Genomic DNA, 24,964 nt, shown 5'->3' with positions numbered 1-24,964 from the left:
ATACCCGCCTGAAGGGCGCGTGGCGGCGCCAAAGGAGCGGCGGACTATACTTTCCGATAGCGTGGCGATCCCGCGTGTGCCGCCACGCTAGCAATGCATTTGTAATGCACGCCTATTGCCCGAATCTCACAGCAGGAGTTCTGTCATGGTCAAACTCGCCCTGTACGTTCGTCTTGAAGCCAGGCCAGGCAAGGAAAAAGAGGTCGAAGCGTTCCTGCTCGGCGGCCTGCCGCTCGTCGAGGAGGAGCCGGGCACCATTGCGTGGTTCGCCTTGAAGCTGGGGCCGTCCACATTCGGTATTTTCGATGCCTTCGCGGATGAAGGCGGCCGTGACGCGCACCTGCACGGCAAAGTGGCCGCCGCGTTGATGGCGAAGGCGGGCGAACTGTTCGCCTCGCCACCCAGTATCGAGAAGGTCGACGTGCTGGCGGCCAAACTGCCGGGCTAAACGAGCGGCGGGCCGCGCGTCTGTTTGTCAGCGGCCCGCCGCGTCGCCGGCGCCGGCGGCCGGCTGGTTCGCATAGGTTGCGCGCTTGTCCTCATACATCAGCAGATCGGCGCGCTGCACGCCCGCTTCGAGCCGGTCGCCCCGTTGGCAGGTGGCCGCGCCCATCGAGAAGCTCAGCGGCGAGCCGGGATAGAACTGATTGTTCATCTCGACCAGTTGCCTGATTGCATCGACCATTGCGACGCCGCCGCGCTCGTCGGTGTCGGGCATGAGGATCGCGAACTCGTCTCCGCCAATGCGCGCCGCATGAAACGGCGTCTCGGTCGCTTTGGCGAGCACCTCGCCGGCGCGCCGCAGCAACGCGTCGCCTGCCGCGTGGCCGAGTTGATCGTTCACGCGTTTCAAACCGTTCAGGTCGGCCATGATGATCGTGACGGGCCACGGACCCTTGCGTTCGAGCCGATTCAGTTCGTCCACGTAGAAAGAGCGGTTGCGCAGTTTGGTCAGCACGTCGTGCTTGCCGAGGAACTCCAGATAGGCTTCGGCTTTCTTGCGCGCCGTGATGTCCGTGAGCGCCACCAGCACAAGATCCCAGTTCTTTTCATGGCCGGGCAGCACGGAGAATTGCAGGTGCACGTGCACCTCGCTGCCATCGAGCGAATAGTTGAGCACCTCGCGCTGCTGGAACAGCTTGCCGTCCCACAGATCGATCAACTGCTCACGGAAATGCGGGCGCATGTCGTCGCGGAACACATCAGGCAGATGCGCCAGCAGCGTTTTCTTGTCTTTGGCCGCGAACATGTCGAGCGTGTGCTGGTTCACGTCGAGCACGTGGATTTCCTGCATGCAGCGCTCGACGAACTCGGGATGCACGTCGGTAAACACGCGGAAATCGTTGATGCCGGCCGCGCGCGCTTCGTCGAGCAGACGTTTGACCGCGCTGAAATCCTCCACCCAGAGCGATACCGGCGAATACTCGAACAGACCGCGCACATACTGCTCGGCAAGCGTCACGCGATGCCGCGCGCCTTCCAGTTCGGTGATGTCCTCGACCGACACCAGCACCCGGTCCCAGTGCGCCTCGTGGCCGGGCAGCACGGCGCCTTTGAGCAGCACGTCGAGGCGCCGTCCGCCGAGCGTGTAGTTGACCGTCTGGCTGGTGAACTGCGATTGCCCGGCCCACAGCTGGCATAGCTCTTCCAGATGGGTCTTGAGCATGTCGTCGCGGAACACCGAGGCGAGATTGCCGTTGAGCGCGTCGAAATCGGCAGCCTCGAATTGGGTCAACGTTTTCTGATTGACCTTGATGACGCGGATGCTATGCGCGCATTGCGCGACGCAGCCCGGATTGGCGGCGAAATGCGCGCGCAGATCGGTCACACCGTCTGCCCGCCATGCGTCGAACAATGCGCGCACGCCGCTGAAGTCTTCGAGCCACAGCGAGACGGGCGCGAGTTCGAACATCTCGGAATCGTCGTTGGCGGGCGCGGGGCCACGCGGCAGGATGTCCAGCATGGAGTTCTCGGAATCGGAAGTGCCGCTATTTTAAAGCCGGTTGGGCGGTTGCTGAAAAGAAAGACCGGTTACGCATCATTTTCGCCTCCGCCATTCAACAAGATAACGGCCGTATTCCAATTGACTTGAGGCGCGCCGGGGCGGCCCGGTCGCTCGCCTGCATGCCTTGGCGAGCCTTGCTACACTGGCTCGAAATCTATTCCGTCCATCCACGTTGCCGACGAAAGCGCCGACATGAAGCCATCCCTTCTGGTTCTGATCCATTTGAACGATGCAAGCCGCGCGAGTATCGAAGCGGCGTTCCACGTCATCTACGCACCCAACGCCGCCCAGCGAGCCGCCGCCATCGACGCGCACGGCGAGACGATTCGCGCCGTGCTGACCAACGGCACGACCGGACTCACCGCCGCGGAAATCGACCGCATGCCGCTGTTGCAACTCGTCAGCGCGCTGGGTGCGGGCTATGAAAACCTTGCCGTCGACCACGCCCGCTCACGCGGGATCGTTCTCGTCAACGGCGCGGGGACCAACGATCATTGCGTGGCCGATCATGCGTTCGCCTTGCTGCTCGCGGTCGTGCGCGATGTGCCGCAGCTCGATCAGGCCACGCGCAAGGGCGTCTGGCGCGACAACCTGCCGATGCGCCCGAACGTCTCCGGCAAGCGCCTCGGCATTGTCGGGCTCGGCAACATCGGCGAGAAGGTCGCGCGGCGCGGCGCGGGCTTCGAGATGGAGCTCGGGTATCACAACCGTAAGCCGCGTGAAGGCTCGCCGCATCGGTACTTCGACAGTGTGGAAGACCTCGCGCGCTGGAGCGACTTTTTGATCGTCGCAACGCCGGGTGGTGCGGGCACGCGTCATCTGATCGGCGCGGCGGTGTTCGAGGCGCTCGGGCCGCACGGCTTCGTGGTCAACGTCGCGCGCGGCAGCGTGCTCGACACGGCGGCGCTCGCTCACGCGCTCACGGCGGGGACGATTGCCGGTGCGGCGCTCGACGTCTACGAGGGCGAGCCGGATCCGCCGCAAGCTTTGCTGATGCTGTAGAACGTCGTGTTGACGCCGCACGTGGGCGGCCGCTCGCCGGAAGCAATCACGGCCTCGGTCGACAACTTTCTGAGCAACGCCACGCGGCATTTCGCGGGCGAGGCGGTGTTGACGCCAATCTGACGACCCGCGCTCGCGCATTCATCGCGGGGTCGCCATGTAGTGCCAGTCCGCTGACGAGCGGCAACGCGCCCGCCCGGTTTGCACGCCGGCGCGGCCGCCTTTTCGCGCTCGGTGCGGACCGGCGCATCACTGAAAGGCAAACCAAAACTATCGGCGTGGCGGATACTTTCCGTCGAAAATGGCGATTTCCCTTGTGAGGTCGCCGCGCATAGGATGGGCGGTATCGCATCACCACTGCTTCGGCCCGCCCGAAGCCGCGACGGAGATCCCGCATGGAACACCACGCCCGCACGCAGAACGAACGTCTCGATGTCAAGACAACCACCTGCTACATGTGCGCCTGCCGCTGCGGCATTCGAGTGCATCTGCGTGAAGGCGAGGTGCGCTACATCGACGGCAATCCGGAGCATCCGCTCAACCAGGGCGTGATCTGCGCGAAGGGCGCCTCGGGCATCATGAAGCAGTACTCGCCCGCGCGCCTCACGCGACCTTTGATGCGCAAGCCCGGCGCGGAGCGGGGCAGTGCGCAGTTCGAGCCGGTGTCGTGGGAGCAGGCTTTCGAGGTGCTCGAAAAGCGCCTGGGCGCGATTCGCGCCACGGACCCGAAGAAATTCGCGCTCTTCACCGGGCGAGACCAGATGCAGGCGCTGACCGGACTCTTCGCCAAACAGTTCGGTACGCCTAATTATGCGGCGCACGGCGGCTTCTGCTCGGCCAACATGGCGGCCGGCATGATCTATACGATCGGCGGCTCGTTCTGGGAATTCGGCGGCCCGGATCTCGACAGCGCCAAACTCTTCTTCATGATCGGCACGGCGGAAGATCATCATTCGAATCCGCTGAAGGTCGCGATTTCGAAGTTCAAGCGCGCGGGCGGCCGCTTCATTGCGATCAATCCGATCCGCACTGGCTACGCGGCGATCGCCGACGAATGGGTGCCGATCAAACCCGGCACAGACGGAGCGCTGTTCATGGCGTTTCTGCACGAACTGATTGCCGCCGACGCATGGGATCACGAGTTCGTGCGCCGCTATACCAACGCAGCGGAACTCGTCGATCTCGACGAAGCCAGCGAAAACTTCGGCCTGTTCGTGCGCGATCCTGAGCGGCCGGTCGGCAATCCACTGTTTCCGCAGAATCATTTGTGGTGGGATGCGGATGCCGCGCGCGCCGTGCCGCATCACACGGCGGGTGTCATGCCGGCGCTCGACGGCCGCTATACGCTCGACGACGGCACGCCGGTCACGCCGTCGTTCGCGTTGCTGCGCGAACGGGTGGCCGATTGCACGCCCGAGTGGGCCGCCGCCATTACCGGCATTTCGGCGGAGACGATTCGACGCCTTGCCGGTGAAATGATCCAGACTTGCCGCGATCACCGCATTACGTTGCCGATCCGCTGGACCGACGCATGGGGCGAGACGCACGAAACGGTCACCGGCAACCCGGTGGCCTTTCACGCGATGCGCGGCCTCGCGGCGCACTCCAACGGCTTCCAGTCGATCCGCGCGCTGGCCGTGCTGATGTCGCTGCTCGGCACGATCGACCGGCCCGGCGGTTTCCGTCACAAGTCACCGTTTCCGCGTGCCGTGCCGCCGTCGGCGAAACCGCCGAACAGCCCCGACGCCGTCAAGCCGAATACGCCGCTCGCCACCGGTCCGCTCGGCTGGCCCGCCGCGCCCGAGGACCTGTTCATCGACGACCAGGGCGGCCCGGTGCGCATCGACAAGGCCTTCTCGTGGGAATATCCGCTGGCCGTGCATGGCTTGATGCACAGCGTGATTACCAATGCATGGCGCGGCGACCCGTACCCGATCGATACGCTGATGATTTTCATGGCCAACATGGCGTGGAATTCGTCGATGAACACGATGAAAGTGCGTGAGATGCTCGTCGACAAGCACGACGACGGCGAGTACAAGATTCCGTTTCTGGTGGTGTGCGACGCGTTCCAGTCGGAGATGACGGCCTTCGCCGATCTTATTCTGCCTGACACGACCTATCTGGAACGGCACGACGCGATGTCGATGCTCGACCGGCCGATCTCCGAGTTCGACGGTCCGGTGGATTCGGTGCGCGTGCCGGTCGTGCCGCCCACCGGCGAATGCAAGCCATTCCAGGAAGTGCTGATCGAACTCGCGTCGCGCCTGAAGTTTCCGGCTTTCACGACTGCAGAAGGCGCGCGGCGCTTTCGGGACTATCCCGACTTCGTTATCAACTTCACGACTTCACCAAATTCCGGCGTGGGCTTTCTGAGTGGCTGGCGCGGTACGGACGGCGACAAGGCGTTGGTCGGCGAGCCCAATCCGCGGCAATGGGAGGAGTACGCGAAGAACAACTGTGTGTTCCATTACCCGCTGCCCGAGACGCTGCAATACATGCGCAACTGCAACGGACCGTATCTCGAATGGGCGGTCAAAAACGGTTTTCGCAAGTTCGGCGAGCCGATCCTGATCCAGCTTTACTCCGACGTAATGCAAAAGTTCAGGCTCGCCGCGCAGGGCCGCACGAGCGGCAGGCAGCCGCCAGACCACTTACGCGCGCGCGTTGAAAAGTATTTCGATCCGCTGCCGTTCTGGTACGCGCCGCTCGAAAGCGGGGCTACGGACCTCGCGCGTTTTCCGCTTGCCGCCGTGACGCAGCGGCCAATGGCGATGTACCACTCATGGGACTCTCAGAACGCGTGGCTGCGGCAGATTCATGGCGAGAACTATCTCTACATGAATCCGTTGATGGCGGCTGAAAACGGCATCGCCGACGGCAGCTGGATCTACGCCGAATCGCAATGGGGTCGCGTGCGCTGCATGGCGCGCTTCAGCGAGACCGTCGAGCCCGGCACGGTATGGACATGGAACGCAATCGGCAAGGCATCGGGCGCATGGAGCCTCGGTCCGGGCGCGAACGAATCACAACGCGGTTTCCTGCTCAATCACCTGATCACCGACGAGTTGCCAGGCCGAGACGACGACGTGGCGCGACGCATGTCGAACTCCGATCCCGTGACGGGCCAGGCCGCATGGTACGACGTGCGCGTGCGCATCTATCCGGCGGAAGCCGACGCGCGTCACACACTGCCGCAGTTCGCGGCGATGCCCGCGGTGCCGGGTGAGAACGGCGTGATCTCACGCATCGTGCAAACCTATTTCGCGGGACGCGGGGAGTTCGCTGCGCGGCTGCGTGGCGCGTCGGGGCGCAAATAGCATAGTCAGCCGCAAGGAGCCTTTGATGACACAGATGGCATTGGTGATCGACCTGAACGTGTGCGTGGGGTGCCATGCTTGCGTGACGAGTTGCAAGGAGTGGAATACCTCGGGTGAGTCGGGCAGCCTCGCCGACCTCAATCCGTACGACGCCGATCCCTCCGGCACTTTCTTCAACCGGGTGCAGAGCTTCGAAGCCGGCAGCTTTCCCAACGCCGAGACGATCCACTTTCCGAAGTCCTGTCTGCACTGCGAGGACCCGCCGTGCGTGCCGGTCTGTCCGACCGGCGCGAGCTATAAGCGCAAGGAAGACGGGCTCGTGCTGGTGGATTTCGACCGCTGTATCGGCTGCAAATATTGCGCGTGGGCGTGCCCGTACGGCGCGCGCGAACTCGACGAAAGCCGCAAGGAGATGACGAAGTGCACGCTGTGCGTCGATCGGATCCACGATGGGAATCTGTCCGAACGTGACCGCCAGCCGGCGTGCGTGCTCGCATGCCCGACCTCCGCGCGGCTGTTCGGCGATATTCACGACCCGGACTCGGTGGTGTCGAAAGCCATCGAGGAGCGCGGCGGCTATCAGTTGATGCCTGAGTGGAACACGCGGCCGGCAAACCATTATTTGCCGCGCGTGCCGACGCAGGCCGCGGGTTGTGGCAGCGATTCGTGCTCGTGCAAATCGTCCGGCTCGATGTCGGAGCCGGTCCAATCGCCGGAATCGCTCGACGCGCAAATCGAGCGCGGTGAGTTGCATCTTGCGTCGATGGCGACGCGCATCTGAAACACCGATAGGACCTCACGATGAACCCCGCATTCTCCGTGGTTTTCCTCACCACCTTGAGCGGCGCGGCGCAGGGCTTGCTGATTGCGCTCGTCGGCGTGGAAACGGCCGCGCATCTCGGCCTGCTCGCGTCGCCCACCGATCCGTTCTATATCACCGGCGCGGCCGTGTCGGTGATATTGGGCGCACTCGGCCTGCTCGCATCGTTCTTTCATCTTGGCCATCCGGAACGTGCATGGCGCGCGATCGCCATGTGGCGAACCTCGTGGCTGTCGCGCGAATGTCTGTGCCTACCGGCGTTTCTCGCTTGCGCCTTTTTCTACGGCGTCGCCCATGCGTTTGCATCACCATGGGCGCTGGCGACAGGCTGGCTCGGTGTGCTGGCGAGCGCGGTGCTGTTCGTCTGCACGGCGATGATCTACGCGTGTTTGCGCTTTCTGCAGGAATGGGCCACGCCGCTCACGCTGGTCAACTTCGCGCTGCTCGGTTGCGCTTCGGGCTTCACGCTGGCGACAGCGTTGAGCGCGTGGCTCGCGCCCGCGCTGACCGCGGGGCTCGCCGTGTGCGCGTGCGGGTTGACGCTCGCCGGTTGCGCGAGCCGCTCGGCATCGCTCATGCGCAATGCGCGCTTGCGGCCGAAGTCGACGGTACAGAGCGCCACCGGTATTCACAATCCGAAGCTGGTGCAGGTGTCGCGTGGCTTTACCGCCGGTGCGTTCAATCTGCGCGAGTTCTTTCACGGCAAATCGGCGCGCACCCTGCGCGGTGTCAAATGGGGTTTTCTAGCGACGGCGTTCGTCGCGCCGGTCGTGTTGATGGCGCTCGGCGCGGCCCTGCATTCGATCGGCGCTTCGCTCGGCTTGCTGGCAGCCGCGTGTTTCGTGCAATACGCGGGGCTGGTCGCGGAACGCTGGTTTTTCTTTGCCGAGGCGAAGCATCCGCAGAATCTGTATTACGCGAGGGTTGGTTGAGGTGCGAGTCGGCGCGCTCTTGTGCGCTTACAAAAAATCTAATAAGACCAACCTTCATCTTTCCAGGTGCTAATGTGCTCTGTTCCAAAGATGACTGAGTAATTGGGAATCTTAAGCGATTGTATGGGAGAGACTGAAAATGATAGTCAATGAGCCCATCCTGTCGTACTCAAAGAGCCGCGACTTCACCTTTAGAACACCATCGAACCCTGGTTCGTCGACCACCATGGTTACGTTGTCTCCCACAAGAGGAAGCAGATGTGCCATCTGCGACCCAGTGGTACGGTAAGTACCAAAGCCGCCCGTGTATTCGTACACATACGTTACCTTCTCGTCCATACCTGTTCCGTTTACGTGTATCGAGTCCGATGCTCGTGACTTCCATATAGGAGGCACGAATTGAGCACTTGGATGCACGCGCGCGCAGTGCTGGCTGATGCATCGTCGACCCAATCGAGCGAACTCAAAAGAAGGGTCCAAGAAAAAAAGCCTGCCGCCCGAAGCGCGGCAGGCGAAATCGAGGGGCGGGGTTGCCTTGGAAAAGCGCCCCCTCGAAAGACCAAAGCACAGTCTAGTCGGTCGATGCGGGCAGCGGATGTGCATGGCGGATTGAGTCAAAATGTTGACTGAGGGGGACATGAGAAAGTGTCTTCCGGGCAGGAACGACCTCGCCGTTCGAGTGTGATAGCGGTCACAGAGCCGCGGACGACTCGCCGTTCCCGGTGACGCATTTATGTCGACACGTATGCTTGTCGACCATTCTTCGCTACCGTTCGCTGCAGCGCGTACCCGTCTCGTTCATGAGAGTGTTCCCATGGTATGGAGCGTGGTCATTTCGTCGAGTGGCTGGCAGGGAAGCTGCATCCGTGGCTCGGTAGTTTTGTTATAGGGAGTCCTGCCAATTCAGCGTGATCCGCATTGGCGAGCCACTATGCGCGATTAGCGACGATTGGCACGACAGGATCGTGGGGTGCGCATGCCACGCTGGTTGCGAGCGGCCGCCACGCACGCGGACTTCAAGTGTTCATCCAATGCTTTATGAAATTGAAAGCGTCAAATATAAATATTGCTGTTCTAAATAACCTGATTTATTTTTTGCGTTTTTCTGATTATTTTCATAAGACTATTAAATTCATTGCCTTGGCGTGATCGCCTTATGTGTTGTCTAAAGGATTGATCATATCCGCCAACATCTTGGTCGATTCAGCCAGAAAAATACGTCGCAGACCATCCTTATGTAGGATCAATCCGCATAATTAGTCAGACTCAAAGCAAATCGGAGCGGACAACAATTTCCGGGGAAAATCTGATGGGGTGTTTTTCAGTCGCTGACCGCAACAGCCCAATGGTACGTCACGTTTTGCCAGAGAGCGGCACCGCGAAACGTATCGGTATCGTTTTGTTTGGCGGCTTCGCCCTTCCCGAGGCAGCAGCGATCGCGGAGGTATTCCAGTCGGCGAATGCGCTCACCGAAGGGGAACAGTATGGCAAGACGCGTTACGACGTGAGTTTGTTGTCGGCAACGGGAGGCAGGGTCGCGAGTTCTTCATCGGTGTTCGTTTGGACCGAAAGCATAGGAGCTCAGCGCGAGTCAGAGCGCTTTCACGCCTTGTTTATTGCTGGTGGCGAAGGCGTGATGGATGCGCTGCGCGATGAACAGCTGGTTGCGTGGCTTCGGCGGACGCATGGGCGCGGGGAACTGGTATTCCCGATCGGTGAAGGACGAGCGTTGCTCGACGCCGCTGGTTTCGGACACGCAGCCGGTGTCGGGCGTGACGGCGAACGCGAGGGCGAAATCGCGCAGACTGGCGCTGGTAAAGGCTCTTCGAGCGCTTCCGTCAGCCCGTTTCGAACAGCTATTGCGGTGATCGAGGAAGATTTCGGCGCCGAGATTGCGCATCAGATAGCTGACTGGGTCGCGCCATCCGCGGATACCAGGTTTACGGCGATTGTGCGCAAGAGTGCTTCGATTGGCGTGAGCGAAAAGATCAAGGCATCGGCAAAATGGCTGGAAACGAACGGGCAACGCCATATTTCGATCGACGAGGCAGCGCAGATCGCGGGCATGAGCGAGCGTAATTTTCTCAGGCGCTTCAAGATTGAAATGGGTGTGACACCGTCCGATTACTTGCTGTACGTGCGGCTTGATATGAGTTGTCGCCTGCTTGTCGAAACTGATTTGCCAGTCGACAAGGTGGCGCGCCATTGCGGCATTGGATGCGGCGGCCGGCTAGCGAAACTCTTTCGCAAGCATCTAACGACAACGCCCACGGAGTATCGTATGCGCACGCGGGTTTGATCGCGGAATCGCGCTCATCTTCACGCCGCCTTCATTGATTGACCATGGTGGAAGTAATTCAAATTGTTTGTTTTTGGAAATTCCCGTGGTTTTCGTTATGCCTCCACTTTTCTGGTTAAAGTGACGCGAATCAGATTGCTGACAAAAAGATCAGTGTTCGTTGTGAATAATTTGCGCCGTGATAGTTCGGCGATATTCATTGCCCGCGCACAGCGAGGCTCGGCAAATTGGCTTATGTTAAAGCGATGTGCGAGGGCTTACTAATTGCTGGAGAAAATCGCTGAATTCAAGCTGTATTAACGGTCGAGAGCCAAACGAAAGACCGGCGCGATGGCGAACTGATCGAGAGAAAATACATTGAGCAGGGCCGGTTCGGCCAAAATTCGAATCGCTTGCGCCATGCGCGGCTACGTGACCCATTTCAGCCTTATGCTCCCGCTTCTTTTTTTCGACCCGCGTGAGCGGCAACATCCGCCGAACCGCCGGTCCCGGCTTCACGCGTTGACCTTAGCGCATTTTGCCTCGGCGTATTCCGTTGAACGCGCCTCGCCTTGCGTGCCTATCCGTGGGGTCGGGATCAAGCACGTGCGATTTGGCCATATTAATGACACTCGGAGTCCCTCATGCTAAAAGTTACGAAGGCAGTATTTCCGGTAGCGGGTCTTGGCACACGATTTCTCCCTGCCACGAAGGCGAGCCCAAAGGAGATGCTGCCGATTGTCGATAAACCTCTCATTCAATATGCCGTCGAGGAGGCCATGGCCGCCGGCATCACTGAAATGATTTTCGTGACGGGTCGCAGCAAGCGCGCGATCGAAGACCATTTCGACAAGTCGTATGAGGTGGAGGCGGAACTGGAAGCGCGCGGCAAGGACAAGCTGCTGCAGTTGGTACGCAGCATCAAGCCCAGCCATGTCGATTGTTTTTACGTACGCCAACCGGAGGCTCTCGGCCTCGGGCACGCGGTGCTGTGCGCGGAGAAGCTGGTTGGCGATAGCCCGTTCGCGGTGATTCTCGCGGACGACCTGCTATACGGCAGTCCCCCAGTGTTGACGCAAATGATCGAGGTGTTCGATCACTACCATAGCTCGGTGATTGGCGTTGAGGAAATCCCGGCGCAGGATACCAAGTCCTACGGAATCGTCGATGGCAAGGAATGGGAAAAGTCGATCATCAAGATGTCGGGCATTGTTGAAAAGCCTGAGCCGAGCGTGGCTCCTTCAAACCTCGGGGTTGTGGGCCGATATGTATTGAAGCCGCGCATTTTCAAACATCTGCGCGCAATCAAGCCGGGAGCCGGTGGCGAACTCCAGTTGACAGATGCAATCGAGTCGCTGCTCGCCGATGAGCAGGTGCTGGCATACAAGTATCGCGGCACACGCTTTGACTGCGGCAGCAAAATCGGCTATCTGAAGGCCACAGTGGAATTCGCGATGCGCCATCCTGAGGTCGGTGCCGAGTTTCGTGAGTACCTCGATGAGTATCTGTCTCTGTCGCCGTTGTGAAATCGTCAGCGTGTCCGGACTCGGTGCTCGCTTGCACGGTAAGAATCCGCACGTGGGCGACCGAATCCGACCCGCCAATTGGATCAGCAGAAGCACGGTCATCCGGACAGCCAGCCATCAGTTTTATGCAGAGCGCCTGTGTACGATTTCCCAAACGGCCCATACGTAGCCGTGGGCGGCCAATTATCTTCAGGGGATGGCTGGATGGCAGGTTTCTTTTCCCGTGCTAGTCGCCATGCGGCTCAGCCTCAGGTGTTACATGGCGTTCGCTCGGTGAAACGCATCGGGATAACTCTTTTCAATGGATTCGCGCTGCCGGAGGCCGCCACGGTAGCGGAAATCTTTCAGTCGGCTAATGCATTCTGTACCTCCATGCGCATTGGTGGCCCGCTCTACGATGTTCATTTGCTCTCGGTAGGCGGTGGAAGAATAGCGAGTTCATCGTCGGTGTTCGTCTGGACCGACAGTATCGAATCACGCGGTCGCGCTGACGATTTTCACGCACTCTTCATTGCCGGCGGCGCCGGCGTTCAAAACATGTTAAGCGAGGAGCGTCTCATTGCATGGCTGCGCTGGCTCGACTTGCGAAGCGAAAGGATTTTTCCAATTGCCGAAGGACAGTTGCTTCTGGATGCCGCCGAATTCCCGAGCAAGTCCCGCAAATTCGGCCTTGGCGAAGACGCTCATACGATTGACCAGCGCGGATTGAAAGTGTCGATTCCACACCGATCCAATACTCCGCTGCGTGGAGCACTTACGATAATTGAAGAAGACCTTGGAGCAGAAGTCGCGCGCGAGATCACAGGAGTGGTCAGATTGCGCTTTGAGGCGCAGTTTACTGCCGCGCCAAACAAAAACGTGCTCGGCGTGGTGAGCGAAAAAATTCAGTCTTCGGTGCAGTGGCTGGAGATGAATTGCGGCAGGGCGATCACGATTGAAGAAGCGGCGCAGTTCGTCGCGATGAGCGAGCGCAATTTCCTGCGTCGCTTCAAGATGGAAATGGGCGTGACGCCGTCAGACTATCTTCTCTACGTTCGTATCGATAGGTGTCGCCACCTTCTGTCGGAAACGGATCTGCCTGTCGACAAGATCGCGCGACGTTGCGGTATGGGCAGCGGCGGCCAGCTCTCGAAAGTATTTCGCCGGTATCTTGGCGTGACGCCGACCGAGTACCGCGCGAGCAAGCGCGCTTTCAACCCGGCTTGAGGAGGCCACGCCCAGGTTCGTGAGACCGGCAGTGGGAGAACCAGTAATCGCTCAACGGGAAGGGCGTTCAAGGCGAGAATGACGGCTCTTGTCAGTACACTTCAGCCATGCTGAAGCGAGTACCCACGGAATCGCGCTCCGACGTGATCGGCGCGGTTTTCAGATCCCACTCAATAGCGATATCCGGGTCGTCCCACTGCAGCGTGCGTTCGTGCTCCGCTAAACCGCGTTCGGTAGTCTTGCCGAGAACCTCCGCCACGTCCGACAGCACCAGAAAACCGTGCGCGAAGCCAGGCGGAATCCATAGCTGATGACAGTTGGCAGCCGAAAGTCGCGCGCTGATATGACGGCCGAAGCTGGGCGACCAACGGCGCAGATCGACCGCGACGTTCACGACTTCTCCATTGACGACGCGCACCAGCTTTCCCTGTGGCCGTTGAATCTGATAGTGCAGACCACACAATACGTTGTGGGGGTAAACGGTATGACGTTCCTGCACAAAACGATAGCCACGCGCTACGTGTTCCTCGAATTCCTCCTGATCGAAGCTGTCGAACGAAATGCCGTTTGCATCGTGAACAATGCGTGGCTCGATCAGTTTGACGTCGCGAATTGCCGTGTGCTTGACCTGGATTGCCATTGTGACGAATAGGATGAAGAATTGCGGACACCCTGCATGGCGTTCTGCGGGAGGTGCTGTTCGTTCTGTGCGATAGCGCCGCGTGTGTACTGTCGATCTCGGCAGCGGGCAGCCACTGGACGGCGCCTTCGGTGCGCCGTTATCCATATCGATTGCCTGCGAAACGGATTGGAGGCCAGTTCTGATGAGCCCCCGGAAACCACATCGCGGGAGTACCTATCTGTTAAGCCGTTAATCTTACAAGTGGCCGTTTATCCTTGATCGCCAAAAGTTTGGTGTGATACGCCATTTGCGTATTTCGGCAAGGGGAGCCGATCGGCATCGTGCGATGCCAGGTTGTGTGATCGGCGAAGTCCCGACCCCTCACCCGCGAATTTCGAAGCTCGGCGGAATCCCTCAATGTTTTGGCGGACCCGATCAGATTGTCCATAGGACTATCCGTCGCGTGATAACAAATCCGGCTGGCGTTAGGCATTTACCCGTAGGCGGTGGAGTGGGTCGGCTTCATCCACTGCATACCCGGGGCGCCATGCTCATTTCCAAAAGCACGCGACCAACTGGGCGCGTCCACTTAAGTCACCAATAATGAACCGTCTGCTCGAATTAGATCTTCAGGCGCGTACGGAACTGCTCGCCTATCTGGTTGCGTTACAACTGGTCGCACGCCAGAAAACCGGCCAGTGGTTGAAGCCTGGCCAACTGATCGAATCCACTCGACTGTGGCTGCGCCTGAATGGCCGTCGCGCCGATTGGCTGCAGCGTGTGACGCTGGCATGCCGTACGCAACGGCTGGCCGAGCAACTCGAGCGAACCTCGCCGGAGCGGTTCGACGCACGCAGTCTGGCGCGCATGTTCTTTTGCGGCGTGAGGCTGGACTGGCGCTCCCAGGTGGTGATCGAAATCTTCGTCGCGTGTGTGGCGAATCTGCCCGGAGAGATCGTCTTTCACAGGCAGGGCGGTTGAAGGTAATGCGAACCCTCGCAACAGAGTAACTCGGTGCACGCCGCATGTGTGACCTAGCTAATTCCACTGACTCGACATGTCCTGGTCAAATTACGCCGACACTCGTTCTTGTACTGAACTTCTAACCTATCTCGTCTTGTCTCAATTGTTGAGGCATCATCTAACCGGAAAATGGCTGCTCGCCGAGCACGCAGCCGAATTCACACATTTGTGGATGTATGTGAATGGCCCGCTTGATCTGCTGGCGCGCGTATCGTTGGCCGGCCGTTCGGAAGCACTCGCAGCGAAAATGTTGCGTGAATCGAAGCAGTTGTTCGACGCCAAGGCCCTTGCGGAGGCATTCGTCGGTTCAGGGCATCTCGACTATCGGTCTCCCGTGGTAGTCGCCGTTCACCAAGCCTGCAGGCTGCAGGTCACGTCAGCATACAAATGCACCGAACACCAGTTTTGGTGCGACGCGGATTAGGGAATCGGCTATTGCAAGGAATGCGCTAGATCAACGCGAGAAGCGCTGCTGCGGTTCTATCAAATGCATTGACCGTCGCGTCGCTATTGGCAAGCGCGGTCATGTTTTTCCGATTTGCTTCCAGAGACGAAATGAAAGCGCCGGTGAGAATCGCGCGTTGCTCGGCGGGTAAAACATCGAGAAGCGAGCTCTGGAAGCTGAGCAGAGCGAGGATCTGGCCGTGCAGGGAGTCGATAGTCGGTTCTAACATGTGAATCTCTATGCGGTGAAAAGGCGGCGAGCTGGCCGCTGTTGAGATGATGACGCGGTCATGAGCGCGTAGCCAAATCCTTGTGCCACGGTGGGGCAGGACGAGGCGTCCTCTCATACGGGCCTGCTGGCTACCGTACTGTACACACCACTGCGGAGAGCTATGTTCCCTTTGGCGGATTGAGCCACATCTTTGACGGATGCGTTTAGGAAACGGATGTCGGCTCGGCGTTCGTGCGACGAAGGATGATCGTGTTATGCGCAGTGAGCGCGAAGCATATCTGGACTATGAATGAATAAGACGGATACGGCCAAATGTTTGTCATGAAACGGGACGCGCCGGCCGCTAGTCTTCAAGAACCTCAATCGCTGGTTCTAAGTTGGTGAAATATATGGTAATTGTCCTTTCGATTCTCGCAAATCTCTGCTTCGGTGGGGCGATCGCCTACCTGCTTTTCAGCGTGTTTTCCGCGTTGAAGGTTGGGCGCCGGCACTTCCAGACATTGATATTTCTTGAGTTTCAGCCGCATCGGGCGCGTGGGAACTGGGAAGCATCGCGGGCGAGGCTCATGATCCGCTTGCGGCTATGGGCAATTCTCGGCGTGTTGATTGGAATTGGGTCTCTGACCGCGGCTCTATCGTTCCCTTAAAGGCCGTCGCTGAGAGGTCTTTCTGCGGCCTTCTCTTGTCTGCAGTCGCCAATAGAATTGGCGCCGGACGGCCAGAATGTGGGCCATGACCTGCATGGATAACTCGCTAAAACGCACCGGCCACCGAGGAATCTTGCGATCCATAAGATGGCGCCAGAGGAAATTTTGAAGTGCGGAAAAAGCGATTGCTTCCGGGATTTGCAGCTTCCTCTTGCCAATACATGGATGCATTCGTGAGATCGGGATGGTGCCTGATTCAGGGCATGGCAAGCGAATGGGCTAAAACGCCAACATGTTGGCGTTTTCCGTCAGTCGCTCAAAGTCAGAAGATGGCCTATGTATGATGCACTGCAACTGAGGTCGGGGTACTTGTAGAAAGTGAGCGGTTGGGGCGACACCCGAAATGCGAAAGGGAAATCTCGATTTTCTTGCTGATAACACGACCACTAACAGCGTTATCAGTGAAAGAGAAATGAGCATTGACCGATTGGATTGGGGCAGGTCGTTAGCCGGACGATCGCGAACGGATGCAAAAGCAGGTTCGGCCTTCAAGTTGAACTCGCTCGCGCGATAGGCGGGCGGAAGCCGGAAGTGGCTGGAGACGCCACGAACACCACATCGGTAAGCCCACCGCCGACGCTGTCGTGACGATGGGCAAGTCCCTTTTTTTGGAACCACGAACTACCCCCGTTGCTGGATCACGATGACCAGTACACGAAGGGTATGGCATCGCATTGTTTGATCTGCTGTCTAAATGCTCGCGTAACCGAGTGCTTGAGTGTTGACTGGAATCAGCGGTTGAGTGACAAGAAGTGACTGATGCAAAGAAAAAAATGCTCTGTGAATCTGTTCAAGCCGGAACTACGAATAGGACTGCATATGCTGAACACCTCAACGGATGAAGCTGTTGTGCGCGCTGGTGACAGCAGGTCGGTTCCGACGGAACAGGTGTTCTCCGCGGCGTCCGTCCGGCTTGTTCCGGTGGTGCTCGCAGGTGGCGCCGGTTCACGGCTGTGGCCCATTTCGCGTGAGCAGTATCCGAAGCAGCTAATTGACGTACTCGGTTCGGAATCGCTGCTGCAAGCTACCGTGCAGCGGATGAAGGGCTTCGGCGCGCATGGGCGATTGGTGGGTGCTCCGATTGTTATCTGTGGAGAGGAGCACCGTTTCGTGACGGCGGAACAGTTGCGTGAACGGGGTGTCGAGGCGCGCATCGTGGTGGAACCGGCTCGTCGCGATACTGCACCTGCACTGACGTTGGCGACCACGACTGCGTGCGCGGATGGGGATGATGCGATTGTGCTGGTCATGCCGGCGGACCACGCGATCGTCGACGTCGCTGCTTTCCAGGTGGCAGTCGCTCAAGCCGCAGAGCACGCCGAGCGCGGTGCGATCGTGGCACTGGGCGTGCCGCCCACGCGTGCCGAGACGGGCTTCGGCTATATCAAGCTTGGCGACGAGATTAGTGGCGAGGCGCATCGCATCGAGCGTTTCGTCGAAAAACCCGCAGCGGAGATCGCTGCCCAATACGTGGCGTCGGGTCAGTACTGGTGGAACAGCGGCATCTTTGTTTTGCGCGCGAGTGTATGGCTTGCGACGCTCAAGCGCCTCCAACCGGCAATGTATGACGCGTGTCTTCAAGCGCAGGCGCAGGGTTCCAGCGACGCTTCGTTCTTCAGGCCGGGCGCTGAAGCATTCAAGTCGTGCCCGGCCGACTCGATCGACTACGCGGTGATGGAACACCTCGGGGCGCAACAAGGCATGGCGGAAGGTGTCGTAGTCCCGCTCAGCGCGGGCTGGTCCGACCTCGGTTCGTGGGATGCAGTCTGGGATGCACTGGAGAAAGACGGTGACGGAAATGCTTCCCATGGTCGGGTCGTTTTCGAGGGGGCCACGTCCAGCTTCGCTCGTTCGGAGAAGCGTCTGATCGCATGCGTTGGCGTGAGCAACGTGGTGGTGGTTGAAACGGACGACGCCGTGCTGGTGGTCGACCGTTCCCGTGTTCAGGAAGTGAAGAGCGTGGTCAGCCGGATGCGGGCATTGCAGGCCCCTGAAGCCGAGGTTCATCGCAAGGTTCGACGCCCGTGGGGTTATTACGATTCGGTCGATCATGGCGAGCGCTTCCAGGTCAAGCGGATCCTGGTCAATCCCGGCGGTCGCCTGTCGCTGCAACTGCATCACCACCGCGCGGAGCATTGGATCGTGGTGAGTGGCACTGCTTTGGTCACGCGTGGGGACGAAGAATTTCTGTTGAGCGAGAACCAGTCGACTTTCATTCCATTGGGCGTGACGCATCGACTCGAGAACCCGGGGAAGCTGCCGCTCGAATTGATCGAAGTTCAGTCCGGGCCGTATCTCGGTGAAGACGACATTGTTCGTTTTGATGATACATACGGGCGGGCGTGACGCTTCGGTTACGCACGCTGTCCACCTTCTGGCGGGGAGATCACAACATGCTCGGATTACAGGGGTTATTGGCGCGGCTTGTCGACGTGATTCTGATCGTGGCGGGCGCACTTCTGGCGTCGCACATTCGCTTTGAAGATCTGGTTCAGACTCGGGTGGATGGCGCATTCATTACGTTCTCGGTCGCGCTTGCTCTGGTGTCGTTCCCTGCATTCGGCCTTTATGAATCGTGGCGCGGTCGCTCATTGTGGCGGCTGACGGGGCAGGTCTCGTTGGCCTGGCTGCTGGTCCAGGCGGGTGGGCTCGTTCTGATGTTCTCCGTTCATCGCACGGATATGATCTCGCGGCTCTGGTTCATCTATTGGACCGCGACGAGCGCGGCTGGCTTGATTGGGTCGCGGTTGGTGCTGCATTCGGTGCTGCGTAGCATGCGCCACGCTGGTATGAACTTGCGCAACGTCGCTGTGGTAGGCGGCGGGTCTCATTGCAAGGATGTTGTGAGTAAGGTGCAGGCGATTCCGGCAAGCGGATTTCGCATGTCGGCTCTATTCGAGGTCGGCGCAAGCGAAGTCTTCGCACCCAAGAGCATTCCGGTATTCAAGAACTTCGACGAGTTCTCCGAACACGTTAGAAAAAACGCGATTAAGGAGATCTGGCTGGCTTTGCCGTTGTCGGAAGCCCAGACCATGCTCCGTTTCGTCAACGAATTTCGTGGTGATCTGGTGAACATCCGTTTCATTCCGGATGTGCGCAGCATGGCGTTGTTCGACGCCGGCGTAGTGGATCTGATCGGCTCGCCGGCGATCAGCCTGGTTGCGTCGCCGCTGCCCGCTCGGGCAATGGTACAGAAAGAGATCTTCGACCGGTTGTTCGCGGCGCTGGCGCTACTCGCGCTGACACCCTTGTTGCTGATCATCGCGATCGCGGTGAAGTGCTCGTCGCGCGGTCCGGTCTTCTTTACGCAATACCGGAAGGGTGCTGATGGACAGGTCTTTCGCATCTATAAGTTCCGGTCCATGCGTGCTCATGCTGAGAAAGCGGGCGTCGTCACTCAGGCCACCAAGGGCGATCCGCGCATCACGCGAGTAGGTGCGCTTCTGCGCCGGACTAGTCTCGATGAGCTGCCGCAATTCTTCAACGTGCTGCGCGGCGAAATGTCGGTGGTCGGGCCAAGGCCGCATGCGATCGAACATGACGAGATGTATAAAAAGGTTGTTGACGGCTATATCCATCGCTATCGGATTAAACCTGGTATCACTGGTTGGGCGCAGGTAAATGGGTTCAGGGGGGAGACCGACCGACTGGAGAAAATGCAGAAACGAGTCGAGCATGATCTCTACTACCTGCAGAACTGGTCGTTTGGTTTGGACATGCGGATCGTGATTGCGACGATGGTAAAGGGGCTGGCGAGCAGTAACGCCTATTAACACGTCAGCCACTCGAACGAATTTTATCTACTTCAGTGCGTGGTCTTCGCAGCTGCATGGAAACACAAGCCTGCCGGCGTGTACTGCAGTCCTGGCGAGGTTTCGGTGACGATTCCACGGAAATCCGCTGGTCAATCAGACCGCAACCCGAAAAACGGCTACACCAATTTTCATACGCGATTCGCAGGGAGATCGTGCGAATTTTTTTGCAGTTGACGCTGCCGCCGAATTCGAAATCAATGAAAAAGCATTTGAAGGATTATCTGATGGCATTATTTTGGAAGTGGGTCAGTCGCTGTAAAGAAACTGATTGCCGTCGCGGTTATCAATTGCTGTCCGGACTGGCTGCAAGCGTCATTCTGTCGGCGTGCTCGGTCGCACCCGGAATGCGAATGACAACACCTCCAACGTTGCCGCTGACAAGTGCCGACGCACAGACTCCGCCGGTCAACCTCCAGGTTCCGATAGTCGACATCAATACCGCATTGATCAGGAAGATGCGTGACGAAGTGGGGCAACCCACCGCGGTCGAAAGCAATAAGCTGTTTTCGAACACGTCCGGCTATACGCTCGGAGTCGGTGACGTACTGCAGATTACGGTTTGGGATCATCCTGAACTCGCAGTCGCGCAAGGCATGCAGCAGACCCAGACAAACGTGCAGCGCAGTACCGATCCCGCAGCTGGCTTCATTATTGAAAGAGACGGTACTGTCCGCTTTCCGTACGCAGGGAAGATCGCTGTCCGCGGTCTTCAGGTAGGCGAAGCTCAGGATCGAATTGCCGCGGCGTTGAAGCGCGTTTTCGAGAATCCGCAGGTCACTGTCAGGGTGGCGTCCTACCGTGCAAAAGAGGTCTACGTAGACGGTCAGGTCAGAAGTCCCGGTGTCGTGTCCATAACCGACATCCCGATGACGCTCTACGAGGCGATTACTCGGGCAGGCGGCCTCGCTGATAGCGCTGACCAGAGCCGCCTGATACTGGTGCGCGACGGTGTCTCCTATCAATTGGATCTCGCGAAGATGCTCGCTCGCGGAGAGAACCCTTCGAAAATCGTGCTGCAGAACGGGGACCTGTTGAGAGTGGTTTCGCGAGACGAAAGCGGCGTCTACGTCATGGGCGAAGTGAATAAGCCGTCTACCGCCTATCCGCTGAGAACCGGTGCATTGACGCTTAGTGAAGCGCTGGCTCAGGCGGGAAGTATCAACTCGAATTCAGCCGACGCCGCTCAACTCTACGTGATACGCAGTTCGCAGGGCGCGAATCCCGAAGTCTTCCATCTGGATGCCCGATCGCCCGTTTCAATGATTCTGGCGAACGAATTCCAGTTGCAACCCAAGGACGTGGTGTATGTGGATGGCAGCGGACTTGTCCGATTCAGCCGTGTCCTCAGCCTGCTCCTGCCAGCGATCAACGCGGGTCTAACCGCAGCAATTGTGACGAAATGAGCGTCCATTCCATTCTGATTGTCTGTGAGGGAAATATCTGCCGAAGCCCTATGGCCGAAGCGCTGGCCATCGATCTGTTTCCACGGCTTCATATCAGCTCAGCTGGTTTAAACGCGCTGATTGGGAAAAAGGCCGATCCTTTTGCCAGATCGGTCGTGACGGAGCGAGGGCTCTGTCTGGATACGCACGTGGCCCGGCAACTCGGCTGGTCGATGGTGAAGGCCGCGGACATGATTCTGGTGATGTCCGCAGAGCAGAAGAAGAGGGTCGAAGACACGTACAGATTCGCAACAGGGCGAACCTATCGAGTGGGGCACTTTCAGAAATTCGACGTGGCTGATCCATACCAGAAAAGCAAAGCCGAATTTGAAGAAGCGTTTGCGTCGATCGAAGCCGGCCTGAAGCATTGGTCTTACGTGCTGGAAGAACTGAACGTATAAATATAGGTAACAAATGGCTGCTAATCTACCCGCGTCGCTTGACGCCACGAGTGCCAATGAAGACGTTTCGTTTGCTGATTACCTTTCGCTGATATACGAAGGGCGGTGGCTCATTGCGGGAATCATGGCGTTTGTCGTCGCGCTCAGTGTCATCTACGCTTTCGGCGCGCGCCCCATCTACGAAGCCAATATTCTGATTCAGGTCGAAGATTCCGACCTCTCCGAAAAGAATCTGCTTGGAGATCTTGCTCCCTTATTGGACGCCAAATCGGCAACCACCGCCGAGATCGAACTTCTGCGGTCGCGGCTTGTGGTCGGGTCCGCGGTTTCGAGTCTGAAGCTTTTTATCGAGGCTACGCCCCGGCACTTTCCGATCATTGGCGGATGGGTGAGCAATCGCTACGAGAGCCGGATGTCAGCGACTGGCCCGGCAGAGATCGCGCCCGCATTTCTTGGCCTGAGTCGTTTTGCGTGGGGTGGTGAGAGCATTCAAGTCGATCAATTCGACGTTCCAAGAACGTATTGGAAGAAGAAGTTCACGCTGGTGGCTACCGGTCGTGACTCGTATGTATTGAAGAGCTCAGGCGACGTGGTGCTCGAAGGGAAGCTGAACCGCGTCGCGAAAGGCCGGATCGACGACGGCGAAGTCACGCTGCTCGTATCCAGGCTAACCGCGCGTCCAGGAACCGAGTTCATTATCAAGCGCAGTTCCGAACTTCAGGCGGTGGAAGACCTTCAGGACGATCTCAAGATTGAGGAAAAGGGCAAGCAATCCGGCATCCTCAGTGTTACCTTGAATGGACCCAATCCAAAGAAGACGAAGAGTATATTGGATGCGGTGGCCAGCGAATACGTAACGCAAAACGTCGCGTTGAAATCAGCGGAAGCACAACAAACTATCGAGTTTCTCGATCGTCAACTCCCGCAGTTGAAAAGCCAGCTTGACGACGCGGAAGCCAAGTACAACCGCTTCAGAAATGAGAAGGGAACCGTCAATCTGAGCGAGGAAGCGAAGCTCATATTGCAGCAATCGGTCGATTCGAATACAGCGCTTCTCGAACTGCAGCAAAGACGTCTCGAGTTGAGGCAGCGCTTCACCGAAGAACATCCGAGTGTCGTCGCGCTTGATAAGCAGATTGCGGCTGCAAAAGGTCAGACAGAGTCCCTTGGCGGCAGAATCTCCGGGTTGCCCAACCTGGAGCAGGGCGCATTGCGTCTCATGCGCGACGTCGCTGTGGATACGGACCTGTACACGGGTCTTCTGAATAGCGCGCAGCAGCTTCGTGTCCTGAAGGCAGGCAAAGTCGGTAACGTGCGTGTGGTCGATTTTGCGCAGGATTCGGAAGAACCGATCAAGCCGAAGAAAGCGTTGGTGATCGCAATGGGCGTTGTGTTGGGCGCGATTTTCGGCGTGACAACCGCATTCGTGCGGAAGGCGTTTTTTGGTGGCGTCGAGAGTGGTGACGCGATTGAGCGCGCCACTGGCCTGCCCATCTATGCAACGATTCCGCACAGCGACGAACAACGCGCGCTGGACGATGCCGTTCGTCAGCGCGTAAAAGGCTTTCATATCCTTGCGCACCAGAATCCTGCCGATACGGCAGTCGAAAGTCTGCGCAGCCTGAGAACGGCAATTCAGTTTGCCATGCTTGAGGCTGAGAATAACGTTGCGATGGTCACGAGTCCCAGCCCCAGTGTGGGTAAGTCGTTCATTGTCGCCAACCTCGCGACGATACTTGCCTCTTCCGGTAAAAAGGTGCTGCTAATAGATTGTGATTTGCGGCGAGGCCACGTGCACGATTGCTTCGGTTTGGCACGGGAGCCGGGCGTGAGTGACTTCATATTGGGTGAGATCAGTCTCGAGAAGGTTATTCAGCGGGACGTTCTTCCCGGTCTGGATTTCATTTCGACCGGGACCGTACCGCCGAATCCCTCCGAGCTGCTGACAAACGCGAGATTCTCGGAATTGCTGGAGAAACTGCGCACTTCGTACGACGTAGTGATCGTGGATAGTCCGCCGGTCCTCGCCGTGACCGATGCGGCGATTATCGGCAAACATGCCGGGACAACACTTCTGGCCTTGCGCTATGCGCAGCACCCACTGCACGAGATCGTTGAGTCCGTTCGGCGATTGCAGCACGGTGGCGTTGCACTGAAAGGTGCATTGCTCAATGATCTGCCGCGAACCGCTCTCGGCTACGGGCGCAGGTATGGGCGGTATTACGCGTACGAATATGGGCAGCTAACGAAATGAACGAACGCTTGGCAAACAGGAAGCGTCGTCTCGACGGACAATGTGATCCGTCGATCCCGTTGACGAACGGCCATCACGTGGCAGTGATCCTGGTGAATTATAAAAACGCCAGGGATACATTGCGCTGTATCGAATCGATCGGGCAACTGGACTATGGCTCCTACTCCATCGTCGTTGTGGACAATTGTTCGGGTGACGGCTCCTACGAGAAGTTCCTGGAGCTTGGGCCGTCGGTCAGGGTTATACGCTCGGATTCCAACGACGGCTTCGCTGCCGCATGTAACCTGGCGATGAATGCGTTGCGGGATTCGGCCGTCAGATACTTCTGGTTGCTGAACAACGACACAATCGTTCGCAATGACACGCTTTCAGAGCTGGTCAAGATCGCTCAACAAAGTGATGCCATAGGCGCCGTCGGATCGAGGATCGTCGATCTACACGATGTTGAGAAGACGATCTGTGCCGGCGGAGGCGTAATCAGCCGTATTACCGGTCGATCCATGCACATCGAGAATTTCACGGCCGAGACAAAGTTGGACTACCTGTGTGGGGCAAGTTGTCTGATTCGCCGGGACGCGTACCTGGATATCGGGCCACTCTCGGAGAAGTACTTTCTTTACTGGGAAGACGCCGATTACAGCTTCCGGCTGGCAAAGAGGAACTGGTTGATTTCCTTTGCCGAGAAGTCAATCGTCATGCATGCGGAGTCGAACACGGTTGGTAAGGGGAGTCCTCGATTCGACTACTTCTTTTCTCGCGGTTCGGTCATTTTCCTTAGAAGCCATTTCAGGTATCACTGGGTCATTCCACTGCTTGTCTCCTTGTCGGGCAGGCTCGCTCGCCGTGTTATCAGGGGCAATTACGCAGGGGCCGTGGCAATTGCGACCGGAGTAGCACATGGCCTGTCCGGTCAACTTCGGCGTCCGGGCTGACGA

At 58.5% G+C, this 24,964-nt stretch carries 18 protein-coding genes and 1 pseudogene; 16 read left to right on the top strand and 3 right to left on the bottom strand.

Annotated features, from left to right (window positions below; translation table 11 throughout):
• Positions 1-145: 145 nt before the first annotated feature.
• Positions 146-448, top strand: a complete 303-nt coding sequence (locus BLW71_RS22790; protein ID WP_091801873.1) for a putative quinol monooxygenase — start codon at positions 146-148, stop codon at positions 446-448.
• 27 nt (positions 449-475) lie between these two features.
• Here the strand turns inward: BLW71_RS22790 and BLW71_RS22785 are convergent, their stop codons facing one another.
• Positions 476-1,963 carry a sensor domain-containing diguanylate cyclase gene (locus tag BLW71_RS22785; protein WP_091801871.1) on the bottom strand — a complete coding sequence of 496 codons (1,488 nt, stop codon included), beginning with the start codon at positions 1,961-1,963 and terminating at the stop codon, positions 476-478.
• Positions 1,964-2,197: 234 nt separating this feature from the next.
• Between BLW71_RS22785 and BLW71_RS22780 the strand changes: the two are divergent.
• The 7 genes and pseudogenes from BLW71_RS22780 to BLW71_RS22745 all read left to right on the top strand — a co-directional run bounded on the left by BLW71_RS22780 (position 2,198) and on the right by BLW71_RS22745 (position 13,089).
• A pseudogene (locus BLW71_RS22780) lies at positions 2,198-3,130 on the top strand (2-hydroxyacid dehydrogenase).
• Positions 3,131-3,402: 272 nt separating this feature from the next.
• Positions 3,403-6,327 (top strand): molybdopterin-dependent oxidoreductase, encoded by a 2,925-nt coding sequence (locus tag BLW71_RS22775; protein WP_091801868.1) that lies wholly within the window; start codon positions 3,403-3,405, stop codon positions 6,325-6,327.
• Positions 6,328-6,352: 25 nt separating this feature from the next.
• Complete coding sequence (locus tag BLW71_RS22770) at positions 6,353-7,108, top strand: 4Fe-4S dicluster domain-containing protein (RefSeq protein WP_091801864.1); 756 nt, start codon at positions 6,353-6,355, stop codon at positions 7,106-7,108.
• Between the two features lie 20 nt (positions 7,109-7,128).
• A complete protein-coding gene (locus tag BLW71_RS22765; RefSeq protein ID WP_091801862.1) occupies positions 7,129-8,079 on the top strand; it encodes a dimethyl sulfoxide reductase anchor subunit family protein in 951 nt (316 codons plus the stop codon).
• A gap of 1,309 nt (positions 8,080-9,388) precedes the next feature.
• Positions 9,389-10,378 (top strand): GlxA family transcriptional regulator, encoded by a 990-nt coding sequence (locus tag BLW71_RS22755; protein ID WP_091801856.1) that lies wholly within the window; start codon positions 9,389-9,391, stop codon positions 10,376-10,378.
• Positions 10,379-11,001: 623 nt separating this feature from the next.
• Positions 11,002-11,883 (top strand): UTP--glucose-1-phosphate uridylyltransferase GalU, encoded by an 882-nt coding sequence (gene galU / locus BLW71_RS22750; protein WP_091801853.1) that lies wholly within the window; start codon positions 11,002-11,004, stop codon positions 11,881-11,883.
• Between the two features lie 204 nt (positions 11,884-12,087).
• Complete coding sequence (locus tag BLW71_RS22745; protein WP_091801851.1) at positions 12,088-13,089, top strand: GlxA family transcriptional regulator; 1,002 nt, start codon at positions 12,088-12,090, stop codon at positions 13,087-13,089.
• A gap of 91 nt (positions 13,090-13,180) precedes the next feature.
• Here BLW71_RS22745 and rfbC read toward each other — a convergent pair whose 3' ends face one another.
• Positions 13,181-13,729 carry a dTDP-4-dehydrorhamnose 3,5-epimerase gene (gene rfbC, locus BLW71_RS22740; protein ID WP_091801848.1) on the bottom strand — a complete coding sequence of 183 codons (549 nt, stop codon included), beginning with the start codon at positions 13,727-13,729 and terminating at the stop codon, positions 13,181-13,183.
• Positions 13,730-14,314: 585 nt separating this feature from the next.
• Between rfbC and BLW71_RS22735 the strand changes: the two genes are divergently transcribed.
• On the top strand, positions 14,315-14,692 hold the full coding sequence (locus tag BLW71_RS22735; RefSeq protein WP_091801846.1) for a hypothetical protein: 378 nt from the start codon (positions 14,315-14,317) through the stop codon (positions 14,690-14,692).
• A 76-nt stretch (positions 14,693-14,768) separates the two neighbouring features.
• Entirely contained in the window at positions 14,769-15,158 is a 390-nt protein-coding gene (locus BLW71_RS22730; protein ID WP_091801843.1) for a hypothetical protein, read from the top strand.
• Positions 15,159-15,183: 25 nt separating this feature from the next.
• Here BLW71_RS22730 and BLW71_RS22725 read toward each other — a convergent pair whose 3' ends face one another.
• Complete coding sequence (locus BLW71_RS22725) at positions 15,184-15,408, bottom strand: hypothetical protein (protein ID WP_091801841.1); 225 nt, start codon at positions 15,406-15,408, stop codon at positions 15,184-15,186.
• A 1,528-nt stretch (positions 15,409-16,936) separates the two neighbouring features.
• Between BLW71_RS22725 and BLW71_RS22715 the strand changes: the two genes are divergently transcribed.
• The 6 genes from BLW71_RS22715 to BLW71_RS22690 are packed head-to-tail and all read left to right on the top strand — an operon-like array spanning position 16,937 to position 24,961.
• On the top strand, positions 16,937-18,463 hold the full coding sequence (locus BLW71_RS22715) for a mannose-1-phosphate guanylyltransferase/mannose-6-phosphate isomerase (protein WP_091801836.1): 1,527 nt from the start codon (positions 16,937-16,939) through the stop codon (positions 18,461-18,463).
• 47 nt (positions 18,464-18,510) lie between these two features.
• Positions 18,511-19,890: an undecaprenyl-phosphate glucose phosphotransferase gene (locus BLW71_RS22710; RefSeq protein WP_091801834.1), complete on the top strand. Its 1,380-nt coding sequence runs from the start codon at positions 18,511-18,513 to the stop codon at positions 19,888-19,890.
• A gap of 56 nt (positions 19,891-19,946) precedes the next feature.
• Entirely contained in the window at positions 19,947-21,335 is a 1,389-nt protein-coding gene (locus tag BLW71_RS22705; RefSeq protein ID WP_286162077.1) for a polysaccharide biosynthesis/export family protein, read from the top strand.
• Positions 21,332-21,775, top strand: a complete 444-nt coding sequence (locus BLW71_RS22700) for a low molecular weight protein-tyrosine-phosphatase (RefSeq protein ID WP_091801831.1) — start codon at positions 21,332-21,334, stop codon at positions 21,773-21,775. The genes BLW71_RS22705 and BLW71_RS22700 overlap by 4 nt, the downstream gene beginning before the upstream one ends.
• A 13-nt stretch (positions 21,776-21,788) precedes the next feature.
• Entirely contained in the window at positions 21,789-24,029 is a 2,241-nt protein-coding gene (locus tag BLW71_RS22695; protein WP_091801828.1) for a polysaccharide biosynthesis tyrosine autokinase, read from the top strand.
• A complete protein-coding gene (locus BLW71_RS22690; RefSeq protein ID WP_091801826.1) occupies positions 24,026-24,961 on the top strand; it encodes a glycosyltransferase family 2 protein in 936 nt (311 codons plus the stop codon). Before BLW71_RS22695 ends, BLW71_RS22690 begins: the two co-directional genes overlap by 4 nt.
• Positions 24,962-24,964 lie beyond the last annotated feature (3 nt).

This window comes from Burkholderia sp. WP9 (genome assembly GCF_900104795.1).
Classification (GTDB): domain Bacteria; phylum Pseudomonadota; class Gammaproteobacteria; order Burkholderiales; family Burkholderiaceae; genus Paraburkholderia.
This window is presented reverse-complemented; position numbering and strand designations above follow the sequence as displayed.

Bases quoted from the DNA above. Each gene is read 5' to 3' on its own strand.
- BLW71_RS22790 (WP_091801873.1), top strand. From the start codon at position 146: ATGGTCAAACTCGCCCTGTACGTTCGTCTTGAAGCCAGGCCAGGCAAG.
- BLW71_RS22785 (WP_091801871.1), bottom strand. From the start codon at position 1,963: ATGCTGGACATCCTGCCGCGTGGCCCCGCGCCCGCCAACGACGATTCC.
- BLW71_RS22775 (WP_091801868.1), top strand. From the start codon at position 3,403: ATGGAACACCACGCCCGCACGCAGAACGAACGTCTCGATGTCAAGACA.
- BLW71_RS22770 (WP_091801864.1), top strand. From the start codon at position 6,353: ATGACACAGATGGCATTGGTGATCGACCTGAACGTGTGCGTGGGGTGC.
- BLW71_RS22765 (WP_091801862.1), top strand. From the start codon at position 7,129: ATGAACCCCGCATTCTCCGTGGTTTTCCTCACCACCTTGAGCGGCGCG.
- BLW71_RS22755 (WP_091801856.1), top strand. From the start codon at position 9,389: ATGGGGTGTTTTTCAGTCGCTGACCGCAACAGCCCAATGGTACGTCAC.
- galU (WP_091801853.1), top strand. From the start codon at position 11,002: ATGCTAAAAGTTACGAAGGCAGTATTTCCGGTAGCGGGTCTTGGCACA.
- BLW71_RS22745 (WP_091801851.1), top strand. From the start codon at position 12,088: ATGGCAGGTTTCTTTTCCCGTGCTAGTCGCCATGCGGCTCAGCCTCAG.
- rfbC (WP_091801848.1), bottom strand. From the start codon at position 13,729: ATGGCAATCCAGGTCAAGCACACGGCAATTCGCGACGTCAAACTGATC.
- BLW71_RS22735 (WP_091801846.1), top strand. From the start codon at position 14,315: ATGAACCGTCTGCTCGAATTAGATCTTCAGGCGCGTACGGAACTGCTC.
- BLW71_RS22730 (WP_091801843.1), top strand. From the start codon at position 14,769: ATGTCCTGGTCAAATTACGCCGACACTCGTTCTTGTACTGAACTTCTA.
- BLW71_RS22725 (WP_091801841.1), bottom strand. From the start codon at position 15,408: ATGTTAGAACCGACTATCGACTCCCTGCACGGCCAGATCCTCGCTCTG.
- BLW71_RS22715 (WP_091801836.1), top strand. From the start codon at position 16,937: ATGCTGAACACCTCAACGGATGAAGCTGTTGTGCGCGCTGGTGACAGC.
- BLW71_RS22710 (WP_091801834.1), top strand. From the start codon at position 18,511: ATGCTCGGATTACAGGGGTTATTGGCGCGGCTTGTCGACGTGATTCTG.
- BLW71_RS22705 (WP_286162077.1), top strand. From the start codon at position 19,947: ATGGAAACACAAGCCTGCCGGCGTGTACTGCAGTCCTGGCGAGGTTTC.
- BLW71_RS22700 (WP_091801831.1), top strand. From the start codon at position 21,332: ATGAGCGTCCATTCCATTCTGATTGTCTGTGAGGGAAATATCTGCCGA.
- BLW71_RS22695 (WP_091801828.1), top strand. From the start codon at position 21,789: ATGGCTGCTAATCTACCCGCGTCGCTTGACGCCACGAGTGCCAATGAA.
- BLW71_RS22690 (WP_091801826.1), top strand. From the start codon at position 24,026: ATGAACGAACGCTTGGCAAACAGGAAGCGTCGTCTCGACGGACAATGT.